Raw genomic sequence first — 17,491 nt, 5'->3', positions numbered from 1 at the left:
TCGGTGAAGTCAGTTGATCAGGCGCAGGTCGGAGATGGTCCCGCTCGCCACGAGCATCACGTAGAAGTCAGTGATCATCAGCGTGGCCAGCGTGGTCCAGGCGAGCTGCATGTGCCGGGTGTTCAGTGTGCTGACCCAGGTCCAGAGCCGGTACCGGATCGGGTGTTTGGAGAAGTGGGTGAGCCTGCCGCCCATGACGTGCCTGCAGGAATGGCAGGAGACGGTGTACGCCCAGAGCAGGATCACGTTGCAGACCATGATGAGTGTGCCGAGCCCGATTCCGAAACCGCCGTCGGCGCCGTGGAACGCGCGGATCGCGTCGTACGTGTTGATCAGCGAGACGACGAGTGCGACGTAGAAGAAGTAGCGGTGTGCGTTCTGGACGATCAGCGGCAGGCGCGTCTCACCCGTGTAGGTGCTATGGGGCTCCGCGACCGCGCACGCGGGCGGCGAGAACCACACCGACCGGTAGTAGGCCTTGCGGTAGTAGTAGCAGGTGAGCCGGAAGCCGAGCAGGAACGGCAGCACCAGGAACCCGAGCGGGATGATCATCGGCAACTCGCCGATGGGCGTCCCGAAGTCGCTCGAACCGGGCACACACGAATCGCTCAGGCACGGCGAGTAGAACGGCGTCAGGTAGTGATAGTCCTCGACAAAGTACGCGGTGCGGACCCACGAGCGGACCGATGCGTACACCACGAAGACGGACAGGCCGAGCACCGTCAGCAGCGGGGCCAGCCACCACCGGTCGGTGCGGAGCGTGCGTTCCGCTATCCGGGCACGCGTCGGCGCCCCCACACCGGCACTTTCGGAATCCTTCGGCGGCGCGCTCATCCGCGCTCGTAGTGGAGCCCGCCCAGCCCCTCGTCATCGATACCGAGCCACATCGACGCGTCGTACGGGGTGTCAGACACCTTGATTCGCTCCACCGGTTCGCGGTGGACGACGTTCGGCGGCGAGGAGTCGAGTTCCCGCGCGTCGATCTCGAGCCGCTCCAGATCGTTGCTCAGTCGCCGCACGGATGCGGCGTCGCCGTACATCGATCGCAACGAACCGACAGCGCGCCGAAGGCGGTCGATGGTGCGATTCAATTCGAGCATTTCGGAGGTCGACATGTGACCCCTCCCAACCCAGCCGGATGTAGCCGTGACATGAATCACACTACCGATATTCGGAGGGGACGGTGCCGCTTTCGGAACCTCGGAAACTCCGTCGCGATGAATTTCGCGGGGCAGCCGAGTCCATATCTGCAGGACCACTGACAACGCACACCCACCGGGAGGACATCATGGCCGACGCCACGATCGGAAGCATCCTGCTCGCCAGCACTCACCCCGACCGACTACGGGACTGGTACACCGCCGCGTTCTCGCCGAAGGTCGAACGCACCCCCGGCGAACCGGGCTACGACGTCCTCGACTTCGACGGCTTCTACATCATGCTCGACCGGCGCGACGACGTCGGTGACACGAATCCCGAACCCGGTCGCGTCCTCCTCAACGTCGAGGTCACCGACGCCCGCGCCGCAGCAGACCGGATCGACGAACTCGGTGCGACGTGGCTGTCCCCGCTCGAGGATCGTGACGGCAGCTGGTTCGGCACCGCCGTGGACCCCGACGGCAACTACGTCCAGATCATCCAGCTCAGCGCGCAGGCGCGGGCCGAGATGTCCTGACCGACAGCACGGAAAGAGAACAGTCATGTTGACCAATGCGAGAGCATTCAGCGGATTCGCCGTCGACGACATCGCCGCGGCCAAGTCCTTCTACACCGACACCCTGGGCCTCGAGGTCACCGAGGAGCAGATGGGTCTGCTCGGCCTGCATCTCCCGAAGGGGCCCGTGGTGCTGATCTACCCCAAGCCCGACCACACACCGGCGACGTTCACCGTCCTGAACTTCGCCGTCGACGACGTCGAGAAGGCCGTCGACGCGCTCACCGAGCGCGGGATCCAGTTCCTGCGGTACGACGGTTTCGATCAGGACGACAAGGGAATCATGCGCGGCAACGGACCCGACATCGCCTGGTTCACCGACCCCGCGGGCAACGTGCTGTCGGTGCTCTCGGAGTCCTGACGGCCGCGGCGACTCAGCGTGCCGTGACCGTCGCCTTCAGCCAGGTGCCGTCGAACCACGTGGACGCGGCCGCGCCGAACGACGCGGAGGCGAGGCGTCCGCTGCCCGCAGGCACCGAGCCGACGACGTCGACCCCCGTGACGGCGGGCAGGTCGTCGAGATTGCACCGCTCGGCGAGCCCGGGCTCGTCCGGCCACGACCCGATCACGGTTCCGGCGCAGGCGAGACCGGCCGCCGAGAGAGCCCGGATCGTGAGCTCGGTGTGGTTGAGCGTGCCGAGGCCTGCCGCGGCGACCACGACAGCCGGAGCGTCGAGGGCGCGCGCGAGATCGACGAGCGTGAAGCCGTCGGCGCCCAGCCGCACCAGCAGGCCGCCTGCACCCTCGACGAGCACCAGATCGTGCCCGTCGTCGAGCGCGCGGACCGTCTCGACGACGTCCGCGCACCGCAGCATCGGCAGGCCGCTGCGCCGGGCCGCGGTGTCGGGGGCGAGCGGTTCGGGGTAGCGGGCCAGCTCCACCACCGCCGTGACACCGGACAGTCTGGTCACCTCGGCCAGATCGCCCGGTTCTCCCGGGGCGACGCCGGTCTGCGCGGGCTTGCACACCGCCACGGACAGGCCGGCCTCGCGTGCGGCCGCGGCGAGCGCCGCCGTGACCACCGTCTTGCCGACGTCCGTCGACGTGCCGGTGACCACCAGGATGCTCACGCCGACGCTCCCGCCAGGACGTCGGTCAGCACGGCTTCGATCCGCGCCAGCTCGTCCGCGTCGAGCGTCGCGCGCGCGGTGAGCCGCAGACGCGACGTGCCCTCCGGCACCGACGGGGGCCGGAAGCAGCCGACGTGCAGTCCCTGTTCGCGGCACGCGGCGGCGGCGTCGACGGCGCGTTGTGGGTCGCCGAGGATGACGGAGACGACGGCGGACTCGGGTGCCCCCGCGCCGGTGAACCGCGCGAGATCCCGTGCGCGGGCCAGCACGGACTCGGCACGGTGCGGTTCCCGCCGCAGAACGGCGAGCGCCGCCCGTGCCGCACCGACGGCCGCGGGGGCCAGTCCGGTATCGAAGATGAACGTGCGCGCGGCGTCGACGAGATGCGCGCGCACCTTCTCCGACGCCAGCACCGCACCGCCCTGACTGGCCAGCGACTTCGACAGCGTGGCCGTGACGACGATGTCGGGTTCGCCGGCGAGCCCCACCTCGTGCACGAGTCCGCGGCCCCCTGCGCCGCGGACTCCGACGCCGTGCGCCTCGTCCACGACGAGGAACGCCCCATGGTCGCGGCACACCCGATGAAGGTCGACGAGGGGTGCGAGATCACCGTCCGCGCTGAACACCGAATCGGTGACGACCAGCGCCCGCTCCTCCGGCCGGGTGGCCAGTGCGCTGCGGACGAAGTCGAGATCGGAGTGCGGTGCGACGGCCACTCGGGCCCGGGAAAGCCGGCACGCGTCGACCAGCGACGCGTGGCTGCCCGCGTCGGAAACGATCAGCGACCCGGCGCCGGACAGTGCGGTGACGGCACCGAGATTCGCGGTGTACCCGGAGGAGAACACCAGCCCGGCCTCGGCGCCGACGAACTCGGCGAGTTCCGTTTCGAGGAGTTCGTGTTCGGTGGTCGATCCCGTGACCAGACGCGAGCCGGTGGCCCCCGCACCCCAGCGGCGCAGCGCGGTCATCGCGCCGTGCAGCACCTCCGGGTGCCGTACGAGTCCGAGGTAGTCGTTGGACGCCAGATCGATCAGCGCGTTGCCGGGCGTGCGTGGACGCAACTCGCGGCGCAGTCCCGCGGCGCGCCGCTGGTCCTCGACGTCGTCGAGCCAGGTGGTGAAGGTGCGGTCGGTACTCACCCACGGCACGATACGCGACTTGAACGGTGTTCAACCCGGGTGGGCCCGGTTTTCTCCGGGTGGCTAGGGTCGAGACCGTGACCTCCCCGAGCCTGTCCGTCGACGACATCACGTCCCTCGATGCCGCGCTGCTCTGGCATCCGTACGGCGCCTTCCCCGCCTCGACCACCCCGCTCGTGGTGGCCGAGGCGAGCGGGACGCGCCTCACTCTCGCCGACGGACGCGAACTCGTCGACGGCATGAGTTCGTGGTGGGCCGCGGTCCACGGCTACCGGCATCCCGTCCTCGACGCGGCGGCGACGGCGCAGCTCGGGCGGATGAGCCACGTCATGTTCGGCGGGCTCACCCACGAACCCGCCGCGCGGCTCGCCCAGCTGCTCGTGGCGATCACCCCGGACGGCCTCGACAAGGTGTTCCTCGCCGATTCCGGTTCGGTGTCCGTCGAGGTCGCCGTCAAGATGTGCCTGCAGTACTGGCGCAGTCGCGGCAGGCCGGAGCGACATCGGCTGCTCACCTGGCGCGGCGGGTATCACGGCGACACGTTCGCCCCGATGAGCGTCTGCGACCCGGACGGCGGCATGCACTCCCTGTGGACGGACGTCCTGGCACGGCAGGTCTTCGCCGGACCCCCGCCCCGCGAGTTCGACCCGCAGTACGTCGCGGAGTTCGAGCGCCTGGTGGCCTCGCACACCGACGAACTGGCGGCCGTCATCGTGGAGCCGGTGGTGCAGGGCGCCGGTGGTATGCGCTTCCACGACCCCCGGTACCTGTCGGAGCTGCGGCGGATCTGCGACGAGCACGGGCTCCTGCTGGTGTTCGACGAGATCGCGACCGGTTTCGGCCGCACCGGCGAGCTGTTCGCCGCGGACCACGCCGGGGGCCGCCCCGACATCATGTGCGTCGGCAAGGCCCTCACCGGCGGATACCTGACCCTCGCGGCGACGCTCTGTTCCACCGACGTCGCCGAGACCATCAGCGCCGGGGATGCCGGCGGGCTGATGCACGGTCCCACGTTCATGGCCAACCCGCTCGCCTGTGCCGTCGCGGTGGCGTCGATCGAACTCCTGCTGTCGCGCGACTGGCGAGGAGAGGTCGAGGACGTGCGCCGCGAGCTCGAATCGGGACTCGCGCCGGCCCGGGAACTCCCCGGCGTGCGGGACGTCCGGGTGCTCGGCGCGATCGGTGTGATCGAACTCGCCGAACCCGTCGACATGCGGGCCGCCACCGACGCCGCGGTGGCCGCCGGGGTCTGGTTGCGGCCGTTCCGGAACCTGATCTACGCGATGCCGCCGTACGTGTGCACCACCGACGACGTGCGGAAGATCACAGCCGGAATGCTTGCTGCCGCACGGAGCTCGACCCTGGGCCGTTAGCCCGCTCTCGTCGAGCTGAGAGCAACGCGAACGCGGGCTAGTGTTCTCGATATGGAAGCAAGCGAGTCGACCGGAACCACGCCCATTCCCGTGTGGCCCGGCAGCGCCTACCCCCTGGGTGCCACGTACGACGGGGCCGGGACGAACTTCTCCTTGTTCTCCGAGGTCGCCGAGGCGGTCGACCTGTGCCTGATCGCGAAGGACGGCACGGAGACACGCGTGCGCCTCGACGAGGTCGACGGCTACGTATGGCACGCGTACCTACCGACCGTCGTCCCCGGTCAGCGGTACGGGTACCGGATCCACGGCCCCTGGGATCCCGCGGCCGGGCACCGCTGCGACGCCAGCAAGCTCCTCCTCGACCCCTACGGCAAGGCGTTCGACGGAGAGTTCGACGGAGACCGGTCCCTGTTCTCCTACGACATCGAGGCACCCGCCGAGCCCGCCCCCGAGGAATCGGAGGACGCCGCCCTGATCATCGACACGGACGACGACATCGAGGCCGAGGACGACGCCGAGCTCGTAGCGGACGCCGAGGACGACGTCTCGGCGCCGGGACTGCCCGGACACGACTCGCTCGGCCACACGATGACGACGGTGGTGATCAACCCGTTCTTCGACTGGGCTGCCGACCGCGCACCGAAACACCCGTACCACGACACCGTGATCTACGAGGCCCACGTCAAGGGCATGACGGCGACGCATCCCGGTGTGCCGGAAGAGCTTCGCGGCACGTATGCGGGCCTCGCGCATCCGGTGATCATCGACCACCTCGTCGACCTCGGCGTCACCGCGATCGAACTGATGCCGGTGCATCAGTTCATGCACGATCAGACGCTGCTCGACAAGGGGCTGCGGAACTACTGGGGCTACAACACGTTCGGGTTCCTCGCCCCGCACACCGGGTATTCGTCGGCGGAGAAGCCGGGCGCCGCGGTGTCGGAGTTCAAGGCGATGGTCCGCTCGTTCCACGAGGCGGGCATCGAGGTCATCCTCGACGTCGTCTACAACCACACCGCCGAGGGCAACCACCTCGGTCCGACCATCTCGTTCCGCGGCATCGACAACGCCGCCTACTACCGGCTCGTCGACGGCGACGCCGAGCACTACATGGACTACACGGGCACCGGGAACAGTCTCAACGCCCGGCACCCGCACACGCTGCAACTGATCATGGACTCGCTGCGGTACTGGGTCACCGAGATGCACGTCGACGGATTCCGGTTCGACCTCGCGTCCACGCTCGCCCGTGAACTGCACGACGTCGACCGGCTCTCCGCGTTCTTCGACCTCGTCCAGCAGGATCCGATCGTCAGCCAGGTCAAGCTCATCGCCGAACCGTGGGACATCGGCGAGGGCGGGTACCAGGTGGGCAATTTCCCGGGCCTGTGGACGGAGTGGAACGGCAAGTACCGGGACACGGTGCGCGACTACTGGCGCGGCGAACCGGCGACGCTCGGCGAGTTCGCGTCCCGGCTCACCGGCTCCTCCGACCTCTACGAGGCGACCGGGCGCCGCCCCGGCGCGAGCATCAACTTCGTCATCGCCCACGACGGGTTCACCCTGCACGACCTGGTGTCGTACAACGAGAAGCACAACGACGCCAACGGCGAGGGCAACAACGACGGCGAGAGCCACAACCGGTCCTGGAACTGCGGTGTCGAGGGACCGACGGACGACCCGGAGATCCTCGATCTGCGCGGACGGCAGAGTCGCAACATCCTGGCCACCCTGCTGCTCAGCCAGGGGACGCCGATGCTGGCGCACGGCGACGAGATGGGCCGCACCCAGCAGGGCAACAACAATGTGTACTGCCAGGACTCGGAACTGTCGTGGATGGACTGGTCGCTGGCGGACTCCAACGCCGACCTCGTCGAGTTCACCAAACGGGTGATCGCGCTGCGCATGAAGAATCCGGTGTTCCGTCGTCGCCGGTTCTTCGAGGGCACCCCCATCCGCAGCGGTGACCAGACCCGCGACATCGCGTGGCTCACCCCGGCCGGTGAGGAGATGACCCCCGAGGACTGGGACAGCGGCTTCGGGAAGTCCCTGGCGGTCTTCCTCAACGGCGAGGGCATCCCCGAACCCAACCACCGCGGTGAGCGGGTGGTCGGCGACTCGTTCCTGCTGTGTTTCAACGCCCACGACGAGGAGATCGAGTTCTCCACGCCCAACTCCGACTACGCCGACGAATGGGCGATCGTGCTCGACACCGCCGTCCCGACGGGAGCGAAGGAAGCGGTGATCAAGGCCGGGAATCCGCTGCAGGTCGAGGCCCGGTCGCTGGTCGTGCTGCGCCGGACCGCCTGAGCCGGGGACGACGATGTCGATCACGGCCACCTACCGGCTGCAACTGCGCGGTGACTGCTTCACCCTGTCGGATGCCGCCACCGTCGCCGACTACCTGGACGACCTCGGGATCTCGCACGTCTATCTGTCGCCGATCCTGACGGCCACCACCGGGTCGACCCACGGTTACGACGTCACCGACGTGACCCGCGTGTCACCCGCGCTCGGCGGGCGGGATGCGCTGGCCGCACTGTCGAAAGAGGTGCGGGGCCGCGGCATGGGCCTCGTCGTCGACCTCGTCCCCAACCATGTGGGTGTCGCGAATCCGCGTGAGAACGCGTGGTGGTGGGACGTTCTCACGCACGGTCGCCGCTCCGAGTACGCCGAGTTCTTCGACATCGACTGGAGCGACGACAACGGCGTAGGCGGCCGGCTCGCGCTGCCCGTCCTCGGATCGGACGCCGATCTCGAGTCGCTGACCGTCGACCGCTCGGGACCCGAGCCGTTGCTCGCGTTCTACGAGCACCGCTTCCCGATCAGTCCCGGCACCGACGCCACCGAGCCGAAGGCGGTGCACGACGCGCAGTCCTACCGCCTGGTCCCGTGGGACTCCGGGCTCATCGGGTACCGCCGATTCTTCGCGGTCAGCGAACTGGCCGGCATCCGTCAGGAAGACCCGCGCGTGTTCGAGGCCTCGCACCGAGAACTGCGGAGCTGGGTGGCGGACGAGTTGATCGACGGAGTGCGCATCGACCATCCCGACGGGTTGTCCGATCCGGCCGAGTACCTCGACCGGCTGCGCGGCGTGATCGGCGCGGACCGGTGGCTCGTGATCGAGAAGATCCTCGGCCACACCGAACCATTGGACGACCACCTGCCGATCGAGGGGACCACCGGCTACGACGCACTGGCCGAACTCGGCGGCGTCTTCGTCGACGCGTCAGGAGCTCCCGCGCTCACTGCCCTGTCTGCGTCCCGCACGGGTGACCGGGGCGACGCGACATGGATTCACGAGCACGAAACCGCGATCAAACGCGACGTCGCCGGCACCATTCTCGACCCGGAGATCCGGCGCCTCGTCCGCGCCGTCCGCGCCGAGACCGGCACCGACTGCAGCGATGCGGACCTGCGCGACGCCGTCGTGGACGTCGTCGCCGCCATGCCCGTGTACCGATCCGACTACAGTCCGCTGGCCGGGCTGGCGAAGCGCGTGATCGGCGACGCCGCGCGGCGCGAACCGCAACGGTCCGACGCGCTGTCCGCCCTCGCCGCCGCCCTGATCGCCGGCGGTGAGGCGGCCACCCGCTTCCAGCAGGTGTGCGGCGCGGTGATGGCGAAGTCCGTGGAAGACTGCCTGTTCTACCGCACCGCCCGGCTGGTGTCGCTGCAGGAGGTGGGTGGCAATCCGGCGAACGTCGGCATCTCCCCCGCCGAATTCCACCTGGCCGCAGCCGAGCGAGCCACCCGGTGGCCGCGGGCGATGACGACGCTCTCGACGCACGACACCAAGCGCGGGGAGGACGTCCGGGCCCGGATCGGCATCCTGTCGCAGGTGCCGGACCTGTGGGCGGAATGCGTCGATCAGTGGGAACGCATCGCACCCAGCCCGGATCCCGTCACCGGACTGTTCCTGTGGCAGAACCTGTTCGGGGTGTGGCCGGTCGACGGCCGGGCCGCGGGCGACGTGCCCGACTTCCGCGACCGTGTCCACGCCTACGCGGAGAAAGCGGTCCGCGAGGCCGGGACCCGAACGTCGTGGCACGACGTGAACGAGGAGTTCGAGCGCGACCTCCACGGCTGGCTGGACACGGTGATCGACGGCACGGTCGGCAAGGCGCTCGGTTCGCTGTGCACCCAGCTGGCCCCGCACGCCTGGTCGGACTCACTCGGTCAGAAGCTCCTGCAGCTGTGTGGACCCGGGATCCCTGACGTATACCAGGGAACCGAGCTGTGGGAGGACTCGCTCGTCGACCCGGACAATCGCCGTCCCGTGGACTACGACGTACGACGGACCGTGCTCGCGGGACTCGACACTCCTCCGCTCGATGCGACGGGCGCGGCGAAGATGCACGTCGTCCGGGCGGCATTGCGCTTGCGCCGGGAACGTCCGGACAGTTTCGTCGGCGGGACCTACACGCCGGTCTTCGCGTCGGGGACCGCGGCGGAGCATCTGATCGGCTTCGCCCGCGGACAGCAAGGGTGGGTGCCGGACGTCGTGGCACTGGCCACCCGGCACACCGTCGGTCTGGAGCAACGCGGCTGGGGCGACACCACCGTGCCCCTCCCGGACGGCACCTGGACCGACCTGCTCACGTCCGCGACGTACTCTGGCGGCCGCGTCGACACGTCGACACTGTTCGCCCGCTATCCCGTTTCGCTTCTTGCCCTGTGAGTACTTCTCAACCGCCCGCGGTTAATAAGTACTCACAGGGGTACTGGCTGTTGTATGTCGCGACGTGTGGTTGCCCGGGCATACGGAGGGCCGGAGGTCCTCGCGGTCGTCGACGCGGAGGTTGTGAGTCCCGCCCCCGGCGAGGTGGTGGTCGACGTTCGCGCCATCGGGGTCAACCCGATCGACTACAAGCTCTACAGCGGCGCGTTCGGCGCCGACCCGGACGCCTTGCCGATGCGGCTGGGTAGTGAGGCTGCGGGCGTCGTCGGCGAGGTGGGCGACACCGCGGCGGGGCCGGTGGGCCCGATCTCGGTGGGCGACGAGGTGATCGTGTATCCGGTGGCCGAGGCGTACGCGGATCGGCTTGTCGTGTCCGGTGATTCGGTGATCCCGAAACCGGCGTCGTTGCCGTGGAACGAGGCTGCCGGACTTCTCGCGGTGGGTGCCACCGCGGTCGACACCCTCGACACGGCGCACGTCGGCGCAGGCGACCTCCTGCTCGTGCACGGAGCGGCCGGCGGCGTGGGCTCGTTCGTCGTGCAGTTGGCACGGGCCCGCGGTGCCACGATCATCGGCACGGCGCGCCCCGAGCACCACGACTACGTCCGCTCGCTCGGCGCGACGCCCGTGTCCTACGGCGCCGGCCTGGGCGATCGGGTCCGCGTCCTGGCACCGGACGGGGTGGATGCCGTCATCGATACCGCGGGCAGTGACGAGGCGATCGACGTGTCCGTGGACCTGGTGCGGGACGGGTCGCGGTTGGTGACGACAGTTCCCGGGCCCCGGCCGGCCGACGCCGGTTTCCGGATCGTGGGCGCGCTGGGGCCGGAAGGGATGGAACCGCGTAAGCGGGCCCGCGTCTTCCTCGTCGACCTCGCGGGCAACGGGGATGTGCGGGTGCGCGTCGCGCGCACGTACGCGCTGTCCGAGGCGGCGCGCGCTCACGCCGATCTTCGGAAGCCGCACGCGGCGGGCAAGTTCATCCTGCTGCCGTAAGCGGAACCATCAGTGGAGCAGACTAGCCCGGATCGTCGCTTTCACCCAGTTCCGATACTCGTCTACGTCCCACCCGCACTGCCGGCGCAGCATCGAGTACACCTGCGGCGACACGACCGTGAACAGCACGTCGGCGGCCCGCTGGACGGAGATCTCGGGACGCAGCAGTTCGTGCGCGGCGAGTCCCTCGGCGAGCGTCATCGCATTCTCGGCCGAGGCCCGCGCTCCCTCGTCTGCGAACCGCCGCATGTCGTCGTCCGCTCCCGAGGATTCGATCGACGTCGTCATCAGGGTCCCGGCCCGCTCCAGGACGTCGGTGCTGAATCCCACCATCTGGTCGAGGATCCGTTCGACCGGGTCGCCGTCCCGGGGCACGGGCGTGTGGGCCGCGGCGGTATCACCCTCGATGGCCGCGTGCAGTGCCTCGTGGAACAGTTCCGCCTTGCCTCCGGGGAATGCGGTGAACACCGTGCGGTTCGACACCCCGGCGGCCTCGGCCACGTTCCGCACCGTCGTGCTGACGTATCCACGTCCGATGAACAGCCGAGCCGCGGCATCCCGGACGAGGAGACGGGTCCGGCGCGCCGATTCCGCACGCAGCGGCGAACTGTAGGACCTCTTGGCGGTTCCGGGCATGGGCTCACGATAGACGCATTCGATACATCAATCGTGCAGCCAATGTGACACAGCGTTTCGCCGCGCATCAACCAGGCGAAACGCCCGATACCTACGACTTCGGGTGTTCCACCCAGGCATCGGATCCGGGAAACACGAGCGCCTCGTGGCCGTCGTCGTACCGGACGAGATAGGGCGGTTCGCCATTCTCTCCGTGTACCTCCACGACCTCGGCGGTCGTCTCGTGCACTCCGACCACCCTGCCCTGAACGTGCAACCGGTCTCCCACTGCTACGTGCATGACTGCTCCTCGCGACGTTCGAGTCCGTACTCTCAGCTTGCTACTTCCGGAACCGGGGCGAAAGGGCCGACTCGCCGCCATCTCTGCCGCCGTGTGCCATCGTGGGGACATGGCTACGTATCGATACCTCGACAAGGACCGTAACGTGCTCGAGGAGCACGACTTCGGCACCGTGCAGGACGCCGAGGAACACCGTTTGTCAGTTCTCGGCGCCGAGATCATCGAGGAGGTCGAGGACTCCGGCACGCCCGAGAGCTGACTGTCCTGCGCGGCCCGCCGCGTCGAGGCATGCTGATCGGGTGCACACATTTGAGGTATGGGCCCCGATTCCGGAATCCGTCCGCGTGGAGGTCGACGGCCGACGACACGACATGACCCCGTCACCGGACGGGTGGTGGCGAGCCGACGTCGACGCATCGCCCGATTCCCGATACGCGTTCCTCCTCGACGACAGCGACACCCCACTTCCCGACCCCCGGTCGCCGCGACAGCCCGACGGCGTGCACAGCGCGTCCCGACTCCACACCCTCGACGAGAGCCTCTGGACCGATTCGCTGTGGACCGGGCGGCAGCTCGCCGGCTCCGCCGTCTACGAACTGCACGTCGGCACGTTCACTCCGGAGGGCACGTTCGCGGCCGCCGTCGACCGGCTCGACCACCTCGTCGAGCTCGGCGTCGATTTCGTGGAACTGATGCCCATCAACGGTTTCAACGGCACCCACAACTGGGGATATGACGGCGTTCTCTGGTACACGGTGCACGAGGGCTACGGCGGGCCGGACGGGTTGCAGACTCTCGTCGACGCGTGCCACGCCCGCGGTCTCGGCGTGGTCCTCGACGCCGTGTACAACCACCTCGGACCGTCCGGCAACTACCTCGACCGGTACGGCCCGTACCTGGCGCAGGGCGCCAACACATGGGGCCGGAGCATCAATCTCGACGGACCGGACAGCGGCGAGGTACGCCGCTACATCATCGACAACGCGCTGCGGTGGTTCCGCGAGTTCCACATCGACGCGCTCCGCCTCGACGCGGTCCACGCGCTCGTCGACCACACCGCCACCCACCTTCTCGAAGACCTGGCCATCGAGACCCGCCGGCTGTCCGCGCACCTGAGGCGGCCGCTGACGCTCATCGCCGAGAGCGACCTCAACGATCCGCGCCTGATCACGTCGCGGTCGGCAGGCGGCTGCGGACTCGACGCCCAGTGGGACGACGACGTGCATCACGCCATCCACGCCGCCGTCTCGGGCGAGAGGCAGGGCTATTACGGAGATTTCGGTTCGATGGCCTGCCTCGCCGACACCCTGCGTCAGGGGTGGTTCCACGCGGGCACGTTCTCGACGTTCCGCGGTCGCACTCACGGCAGGCCGCTGGACACCCGCCGGACCCCGGCCAGTTCGCTGGTCACGTACACGTGCACGCACGATCAGATCGGCAACCGGGCGATCGGCGACCGCCCCGGCACGTATCTCGATTCCGGGCAGCTCGCCGTGAAGGCCGCGCTCGTGCTGTGCTCGCCGTTCACGCCGATGCTGTTCATGGGTGAGGAGTGGGGTGCGAGCACCCCGTTCCAGTTCTTCACCTCCCACCCCGAACCGGAACTGGCGCGGGCGACGGCGGAGGGGCGCAAGGCGGAGTTCGCGGAGCACGGCTGGAGCACGGACGACGTTCCCGACCCCCAGGACCCGGAGACGTTCGAGCGGTCCAAGCTCGACTGGGACGAACTGGTCCGCGAACCGCATGCCCGGCTGCTCGACTGCTATCGCTCGTTGCTGCACCTGCGACGGGAGCGCGCCGAGCTGACGGACCCGTGGCTCGAGAACCTGTCCGTCGACTACGACGAGGCGGAGCAGTGGATCGTTGTGTACCGCGGCGCACTTCGTATCGCGTGCAATCTGGGTGCCGAACCGGTGACTGTCCCGGTCGGCGGCTCCCCCGTGCTGTGGTGGGAGCCGCCGACGCAGGACGAGACCGCGTCGGCGACGGTGCTACCGGGTCACTCGTTCGTAGTGCTCGACAGCTCGCCCTGACGGTCCCGCAGCATCCGCAGGACGAGGATCGCGGTCGCGAACAGGATCACGGCCGTCGCGCCGGCGGCGACGTGCATGCCGTCGACGAACGCCGACTGCGCGGACTCCAGGAACACCGCCCGGGCCGTCTCCGGGAGGTGCTGGGCCTCCGCGACCGCGGCGCCGAGCGTGCCCTGCGCGGGCTCGACCTGTTCCGGCGGCAGCATCGACGTGTCGAGGCCGTTCCGGAAGATCGCCATGACGACGCTGCCGAGTACTGCGACACCGAGTGCGATACCGAGTTCGTATGCGGTCTCGGACACCGCGGAGGCGGCGCCGGCCCGTTCGGGCTCGACGGCGCTGACCACGAGGTCGGACGTCAGGGTCAGTGCGATACCGACACCGGCGCCGGCGAGGCCGAAGCCGATCACGAACATCGTCGGGGCACCGTCCACGCCGAGTGTGAGCATCAGTGCCGCACCCACAGCCGCGATCGCGAGACCGCCGCCGAGCACGTGCGAGGTGGCCCACCGGCGCACCATCCAGGCCGCCGCGAGTGCGGTGACCGCGCTCATCAGCATGCCGGGCAGCATCAGCACGCCCGACTCGAACGCGCTGTTACCCAGCACCAACTGCAGGTACTGCGAACCGAAGAACAGCACACCGGCCAGCGCGAAGATGGACAGCAGGTTGGTGAGGACGGCGGTCGAGAACGCCGGTTTGGCGAACAGGCCGATGTCGATCATCGGGTCCTTCATCGCCTTCTGCCTGCGCACGAACACCACACCGGACACGACACCGACGAGTCCGACGGCGAGGAGCACCGGGTCGACACCGTGCACCACGGTCTCCTTGACCGCGTACACCAGCGGCAGCATCGTCGTCATCGACAGCGCGGCGCTGAGCAGGTCGAAGCGCCCCGGGGCAGGGTCCTTGGACTCGGGGATCACGAGCGGTCCCACGGCGATCAGAACCAGCATCACGGGGATGTTGATCAGGAACACCGAGCCCCACCAGAAGTGCTCGAGCAGCCAGCCGCCGATCAGCGGGCCCGCCGCGGTGCCGCCACCGGCCATCGCACCCCACACGCCGATGGCGAGGGTCCGCTGGCGCGGGTCGACGAAGATCGTGCGGATCAGACCAAGTGTCGCGGGCATCAGCGTCGCACCCGAGATTCCCTGCAGAACACGGGCTGCGATCAGCATCTCGGGTGTCGGCGACCACGCCGCGATCAGCGAGGCGATACCGAATCCGGCGGCGCCGAGGAGCAGCAGACGACGCCGTCCGATCCGGTCGCCGAGCGTGCCCATCGTGATGAGCAGGCCGGCGAGGACGAACGAGTAGACGTCGATGATCCACAGCAGCTGCGTGCTGCTGGGTTCGAGGTCGGCGCTGATGAACGGCAGTGCGAGGTCGAGCACTGTGCCGTCGACGGCGATCAGGAGGACGGCGAAGGCCAGGACGACCAATCCGAGCCAGTCTCGGCGTGATGCGGAGGACTGACCTGGAGCGCCGTAGGCGTCGTTGATCCCGCGATCCGTGGAGACAGACATTTATCTTCCTGCGACTTTCCGATTCGAGAGCTGGCACGGCGAGAACCGTCCAGCCGGTACAGTTCCGTTACATTACCGTGAACCGTCCGGACGGTAAAGTTATTTCCCGGGTACAGTCCCTCACCATGGCTGCCGGTACGCGCGATCGAATACTCGACGCCCTCGAGAAGCTGCTGCTCGACGTGGGAATAGCCCAGGTAACCCTCGAAGCCGTCGCTGCGGAGGCCGGGGTGTCCAAGGGCGGACTGCTCTACCACTTCCCCAGCAAGGAAGCGCTTCTCGCCGCGATGGTGCGCCGGCTCGGCGAGCGGGCCGACGCCCAGCTCGCCGACGCCGTGTCCGGCGGCACCTCGCTGTCCGAGTGGTATCTGCAGGTTCCCGACGCGAGCACCACCGAGGAACTCGCCCTCTACCGTTCGACCATCGCCGCGCTACGGAGCGTCGACGGTCAGCACGACGAGATCCAGAAGGCCGTTACCGAAGTGATGCGCGGCTGGGACGAAGGTCTCCAGAGCGAGATCGACGATCCCGTGCAGGCCGAGATCGTGCGCCTCGTCGGCGACGGCATCTACCTGGCCGCTCTGCTCGGGCTCCCCATGCCCGAGCCCGAGCTGTACAAGAAGGTCGTCGCGCGGCTGCTGCAGAAGTAGCGGCTCAGGTGAGGTAGCGGTACGCGGGGCTCCCCGGCTCCAGGCGTTCCACCTGCATCCGGGACTGCTCCATCCGCTCGAGCAGCTCGCCGAGTCCCTCGGCCTTACCGAGTTCGATACCCACCAGGGCGGCGCCGGTCTCCCGGTTGTTGCGCTTCACGTACTCGAACAGGGTGATGTCGTCCTCGGGGCCGAGCACCTCGTCCAGGAAGCGGCGCAGCGCACCCGGCTCCTGCGGGAAGTCGACGAGGAAGTAGTGCTTCAGGCCGAGATTCACCAGCGAGCGTTCCAGGATCTCGCCGTACCGCGAGACGTCGTTGTTGCCGCCGGAGATCAGGCACACCACCGTGGATCCCGGCTCGAACGTGATGTTCCCGAGGGCCGCAACCGACAGGGCACCTGCGGGCTCGGCGATGATGCCCTCGTTCTGGTACAGCTCGAGCATCGCGGTGCACAGCGCACCCTCGTCGAGGTTGGCCATCACGAAGCTCTCGGGATCGAGCCGGATCGTGGTGGACCGGTCGGCCTGGCCCAGCGACGTGTGCGTCACCACCTCGGCGCCCAGGGCGGACACCACGGCGTAAGGAAGGTCGCCGACGCGCTTCACCGACGCGCCGTCGACGAACGGGTCGATCTCCGTCAACGTCACGGGACCACCGGCCACCAGAGCCGCCGTCATCGACGCAGCCCCCGTCGGTTCCACCCCGACAATGGCCGTCCGGGGTGCATGCGCATGCAGATACGTGGCGATGCCGGCGATGCACCCGCCACCACCGACGGGGACCAGTACGGAATCGGGGGCCGCGCCGAGCTGCGCGAGGATCTCGGCGGCGATGGTGCCCTGTCCGGCCGCGGTACGGGCGTCGTCGAACGGCGCAACCATCGTCGCGCCCGTCCGCCGCACGTCGGCGGCGGCCGCGGCCGCTGCGGCGTCGTACGTCTCCCCCGTCAGGATCAGCTCGACGAACTCGCCGCCGTGCGCACGGATGCGATCACGCTTCTGCTTGGGGGTGTTCGACGGAACGTAGATGCGGCCCGTGATTTCCATTGTCCGGCAGGCGAACGCGACGCCCTGCGCATGGTTGCCCGCGCTGGCCGTCACCACTCCGGCCGCACGCTCGCCGGCATCGAGCTGGGCCATGAGGTTGTAGGCGCCGCGCAGCTTGTAGGAGCGGACGACCTGCAGGTCTTCGCGCTTGAGGTAGACGTTCGCGCCGGTCAGCGACGACAGTCGCTCGCTCCGCTGCAATGGGGTCGCGTCGATCACGTGGGAAATTCGCTCGATGGCCGCGTCGATGTCGCCCACTGTCAGGGGCGAGGTGATGTTCTGGGCTGCGGTATCGGGCGATGTGGACACCCGGATATGTTCCCACTCTCCAGCCATGGG

Annotated in this window: 17 protein-coding genes; 9 read left to right on the top strand and 8 right to left on the bottom strand. The window is 68.7% G+C overall.

The features are described 5' to 3' along the window. Nucleotides 1-9 precede the first annotated feature (9 nt). Complete coding sequence (locus ACFWAY_RS28210; protein WP_378452529.1) at nucleotides 10-834, bottom strand: hypothetical protein; 825 nt, start codon at nucleotides 832-834, stop codon at nucleotides 10-12. After that, the gene (locus ACFWAY_RS28205; RefSeq protein WP_009473700.1) at nucleotides 831-1,115 is read right to left on the bottom strand and encodes a hypothetical protein; all 285 of its coding nucleotides are present in this window, start codon (nucleotides 1,113-1,115) and stop codon (nucleotides 831-833) included. The genes ACFWAY_RS28210 and ACFWAY_RS28205 overlap by 4 nt, the downstream gene beginning before the upstream one ends. A 173-nt stretch (nucleotides 1,116-1,288) precedes the next feature. Here ACFWAY_RS28205 and ACFWAY_RS28200 point away from each other — a divergent pair, with 173 nt between their 5' ends. Both ACFWAY_RS28200 and ACFWAY_RS28195 read left to right on the top strand, forming a co-directional pair. Continuing rightward, entirely contained in the window at nucleotides 1,289-1,675 is a 387-nt protein-coding gene (locus tag ACFWAY_RS28200; protein WP_164062940.1) for a VOC family protein, read from the top strand. Between the two features lie 25 nt (nucleotides 1,676-1,700). After that, a complete protein-coding gene (locus tag ACFWAY_RS28195; protein WP_378512931.1) occupies nucleotides 1,701-2,075 on the top strand; it encodes a VOC family protein in 375 nt (124 codons plus the stop codon). Nucleotides 2,076-2,088: 13 nt separating this feature from the next. Here the strand turns inward: ACFWAY_RS28195 and bioD are convergent, their stop codons facing one another. Continuing rightward, entirely contained in the window at nucleotides 2,089-2,784 is a 696-nt protein-coding gene (bioD, locus tag ACFWAY_RS28190) for a dethiobiotin synthase (RefSeq protein WP_378452531.1), read from the bottom strand. Then, a complete protein-coding gene (locus ACFWAY_RS28185; RefSeq protein ID WP_378452532.1) occupies nucleotides 2,781-3,923 on the bottom strand; it encodes an 8-amino-7-oxononanoate synthase in 1,143 nt (380 codons plus the stop codon). Before ACFWAY_RS28185 ends, bioD begins: the two co-directional genes overlap by 4 nt. A gap of 77 nt (nucleotides 3,924-4,000) precedes the next feature. Between ACFWAY_RS28185 and ACFWAY_RS28180 the strand changes: the two genes are divergently transcribed. From ACFWAY_RS28180 to ACFWAY_RS28165, 4 genes are read left to right on the top strand one after another with little or no spacing between them, the layout of a single operon-like run. Beyond that, complete coding sequence (locus ACFWAY_RS28180; RefSeq protein ID WP_378512930.1) at nucleotides 4,001-5,296, top strand: adenosylmethionine--8-amino-7-oxononanoate transaminase; 1,296 nt, start codon at nucleotides 4,001-4,003, stop codon at nucleotides 5,294-5,296. Between the two features lie 51 nt (nucleotides 5,297-5,347). Next, entirely contained in the window at nucleotides 5,348-7,606 is a 2,259-nt protein-coding gene (glgX, locus tag ACFWAY_RS28175; protein WP_378452534.1) for a glycogen debranching protein GlgX, read from the top strand. Nucleotides 7,607-7,619: 13 nt separating this feature from the next. Beyond that, entirely contained in the window at nucleotides 7,620-9,977 is a 2,358-nt protein-coding gene (treY, locus tag ACFWAY_RS28170; RefSeq protein ID WP_378512929.1) for a malto-oligosyltrehalose synthase, read from the top strand. 54 nt (nucleotides 9,978-10,031) lie between these two features. After that, nucleotides 10,032-10,973 (top strand): NADP-dependent oxidoreductase, encoded by a 942-nt coding sequence (locus ACFWAY_RS28165; RefSeq protein ID WP_378512928.1) that lies wholly within the window; start codon nucleotides 10,032-10,034, stop codon nucleotides 10,971-10,973. Between the two features lie 9 nt (nucleotides 10,974-10,982). Here ACFWAY_RS28165 and ACFWAY_RS28160 read toward each other — a convergent pair whose 3' ends face one another. Both ACFWAY_RS28160 and ACFWAY_RS28155 read right to left on the bottom strand, forming a co-directional pair. Beyond that, nucleotides 10,983-11,609: a TetR/AcrR family transcriptional regulator gene (locus ACFWAY_RS28160; RefSeq protein ID WP_378452537.1), complete on the bottom strand. Its 627-nt coding sequence runs from the start codon at nucleotides 11,607-11,609 to the stop codon at nucleotides 10,983-10,985. Between the two features lie 91 nt (nucleotides 11,610-11,700). Further along, complete coding sequence (locus tag ACFWAY_RS28155) at nucleotides 11,701-11,889, bottom strand: DUF1918 domain-containing protein (RefSeq protein WP_005247576.1); 189 nt, start codon at nucleotides 11,887-11,889, stop codon at nucleotides 11,701-11,703. A gap of 109 nt (nucleotides 11,890-11,998) precedes the next feature. On the opposite strand from ACFWAY_RS28155, the gene ACFWAY_RS28150 reads away from it, so the two are divergent. Together ACFWAY_RS28150 and treZ are read left to right on the top strand one after the other, a co-directional pair. Further along, complete coding sequence (locus ACFWAY_RS28150; protein WP_378452538.1) at nucleotides 11,999-12,148, top strand: hypothetical protein; 150 nt, start codon at nucleotides 11,999-12,001, stop codon at nucleotides 12,146-12,148. Between the two features lie 40 nt (nucleotides 12,149-12,188). Beyond that, nucleotides 12,189-13,922, top strand: a complete 1,734-nt coding sequence (gene treZ / locus ACFWAY_RS28145; protein ID WP_378512927.1) for a malto-oligosyltrehalose trehalohydrolase — start codon at nucleotides 12,189-12,191, stop codon at nucleotides 13,920-13,922. Here treZ and ACFWAY_RS28140 read toward each other — a convergent pair. Further along, the gene (locus ACFWAY_RS28140) at nucleotides 13,889-15,454 is read right to left on the bottom strand and encodes an MFS transporter (protein WP_378512926.1); all 1,566 of its coding nucleotides are present in this window, start codon (nucleotides 15,452-15,454) and stop codon (nucleotides 13,889-13,891) included. The two genes, treZ and ACFWAY_RS28140, sit on opposite strands and share 34 nt — an antisense overlap. Before the next feature lie 125 nt (nucleotides 15,455-15,579). Here ACFWAY_RS28140 and ACFWAY_RS28135 point away from each other — a divergent pair, with 125 nt between their 5' ends. Further along, nucleotides 15,580-16,104, top strand: coding sequence for a TetR/AcrR family transcriptional regulator (locus tag ACFWAY_RS28135; RefSeq protein ID WP_378452541.1), 525 nt, complete (start codon nucleotides 15,580-15,582; stop codon nucleotides 16,102-16,104). Nucleotides 16,105-16,108: 4 nt separating this feature from the next. Here ACFWAY_RS28135 and ilvA read toward each other — a convergent pair whose 3' ends face one another. Beyond that, nucleotides 16,109-17,461: a threonine ammonia-lyase IlvA gene (gene ilvA, locus ACFWAY_RS28130; RefSeq protein WP_378452542.1), complete on the bottom strand. Its 1,353-nt coding sequence runs from the start codon at nucleotides 17,459-17,461 to the stop codon at nucleotides 16,109-16,111. Nucleotides 17,462-17,491 lie beyond the last annotated feature (30 nt).

It is taken from the genome of Rhodococcus sp. NPDC059968 (genome assembly GCF_042738615.1).
Classification (GTDB): Bacteria; Actinomycetota; Actinomycetes; order Mycobacteriales; family Mycobacteriaceae; genus Rhodococcus_F.
The sequence above is the reverse complement of the archived record's forward strand: the minus strand, read 5'-3'. Positions and strand labels throughout refer to the sequence as shown.

Excerpts from the sequence above, each read along its gene's own strand:
- ACFWAY_RS28210 (WP_378452529.1), bottom strand. The coding sequence starts at position 834 with ATGAGCGCGCCGCCGAAGGATTCCGAAAGTGCCGGTGTGGGGGCGCCG.
- ACFWAY_RS28205 (WP_009473700.1), bottom strand. The coding sequence starts at position 1,115 with ATGTCGACCTCCGAAATGCTCGAATTGAATCGCACCATCGACCGCCTT.
- ACFWAY_RS28200 (WP_164062940.1), top strand. The coding sequence starts at position 1,289 with ATGGCCGACGCCACGATCGGAAGCATCCTGCTCGCCAGCACTCACCCC.
- ACFWAY_RS28195 (WP_378512931.1), top strand. The coding sequence starts at position 1,701 with ATGTTGACCAATGCGAGAGCATTCAGCGGATTCGCCGTCGACGACATC.
- glgX (WP_378452534.1), top strand. The coding sequence starts at position 5,348 with ATGGAAGCAAGCGAGTCGACCGGAACCACGCCCATTCCCGTGTGGCCC.
- treY (WP_378512929.1), top strand. The coding sequence starts at position 7,620 with ATGTCGATCACGGCCACCTACCGGCTGCAACTGCGCGGTGACTGCTTC.
- ACFWAY_RS28165 (WP_378512928.1), top strand. The coding sequence starts at position 10,032 with ATGTCGCGACGTGTGGTTGCCCGGGCATACGGAGGGCCGGAGGTCCTC.
- ACFWAY_RS28160 (WP_378452537.1), bottom strand. The coding sequence starts at position 11,609 with ATGCCCGGAACCGCCAAGAGGTCCTACAGTTCGCCGCTGCGTGCGGAA.
- ACFWAY_RS28155 (WP_005247576.1), bottom strand. The coding sequence starts at position 11,889 with ATGCACGTAGCAGTGGGAGACCGGTTGCACGTTCAGGGCAGGGTGGTC.
- ACFWAY_RS28150 (WP_378452538.1), top strand. The coding sequence starts at position 11,999 with ATGGCTACGTATCGATACCTCGACAAGGACCGTAACGTGCTCGAGGAG.
- ACFWAY_RS28140 (WP_378512926.1), bottom strand. The coding sequence starts at position 15,454 with ATGTCTGTCTCCACGGATCGCGGGATCAACGACGCCTACGGCGCTCCA.
- ACFWAY_RS28135 (WP_378452541.1), top strand. The coding sequence starts at position 15,580 with ATGGCTGCCGGTACGCGCGATCGAATACTCGACGCCCTCGAGAAGCTG.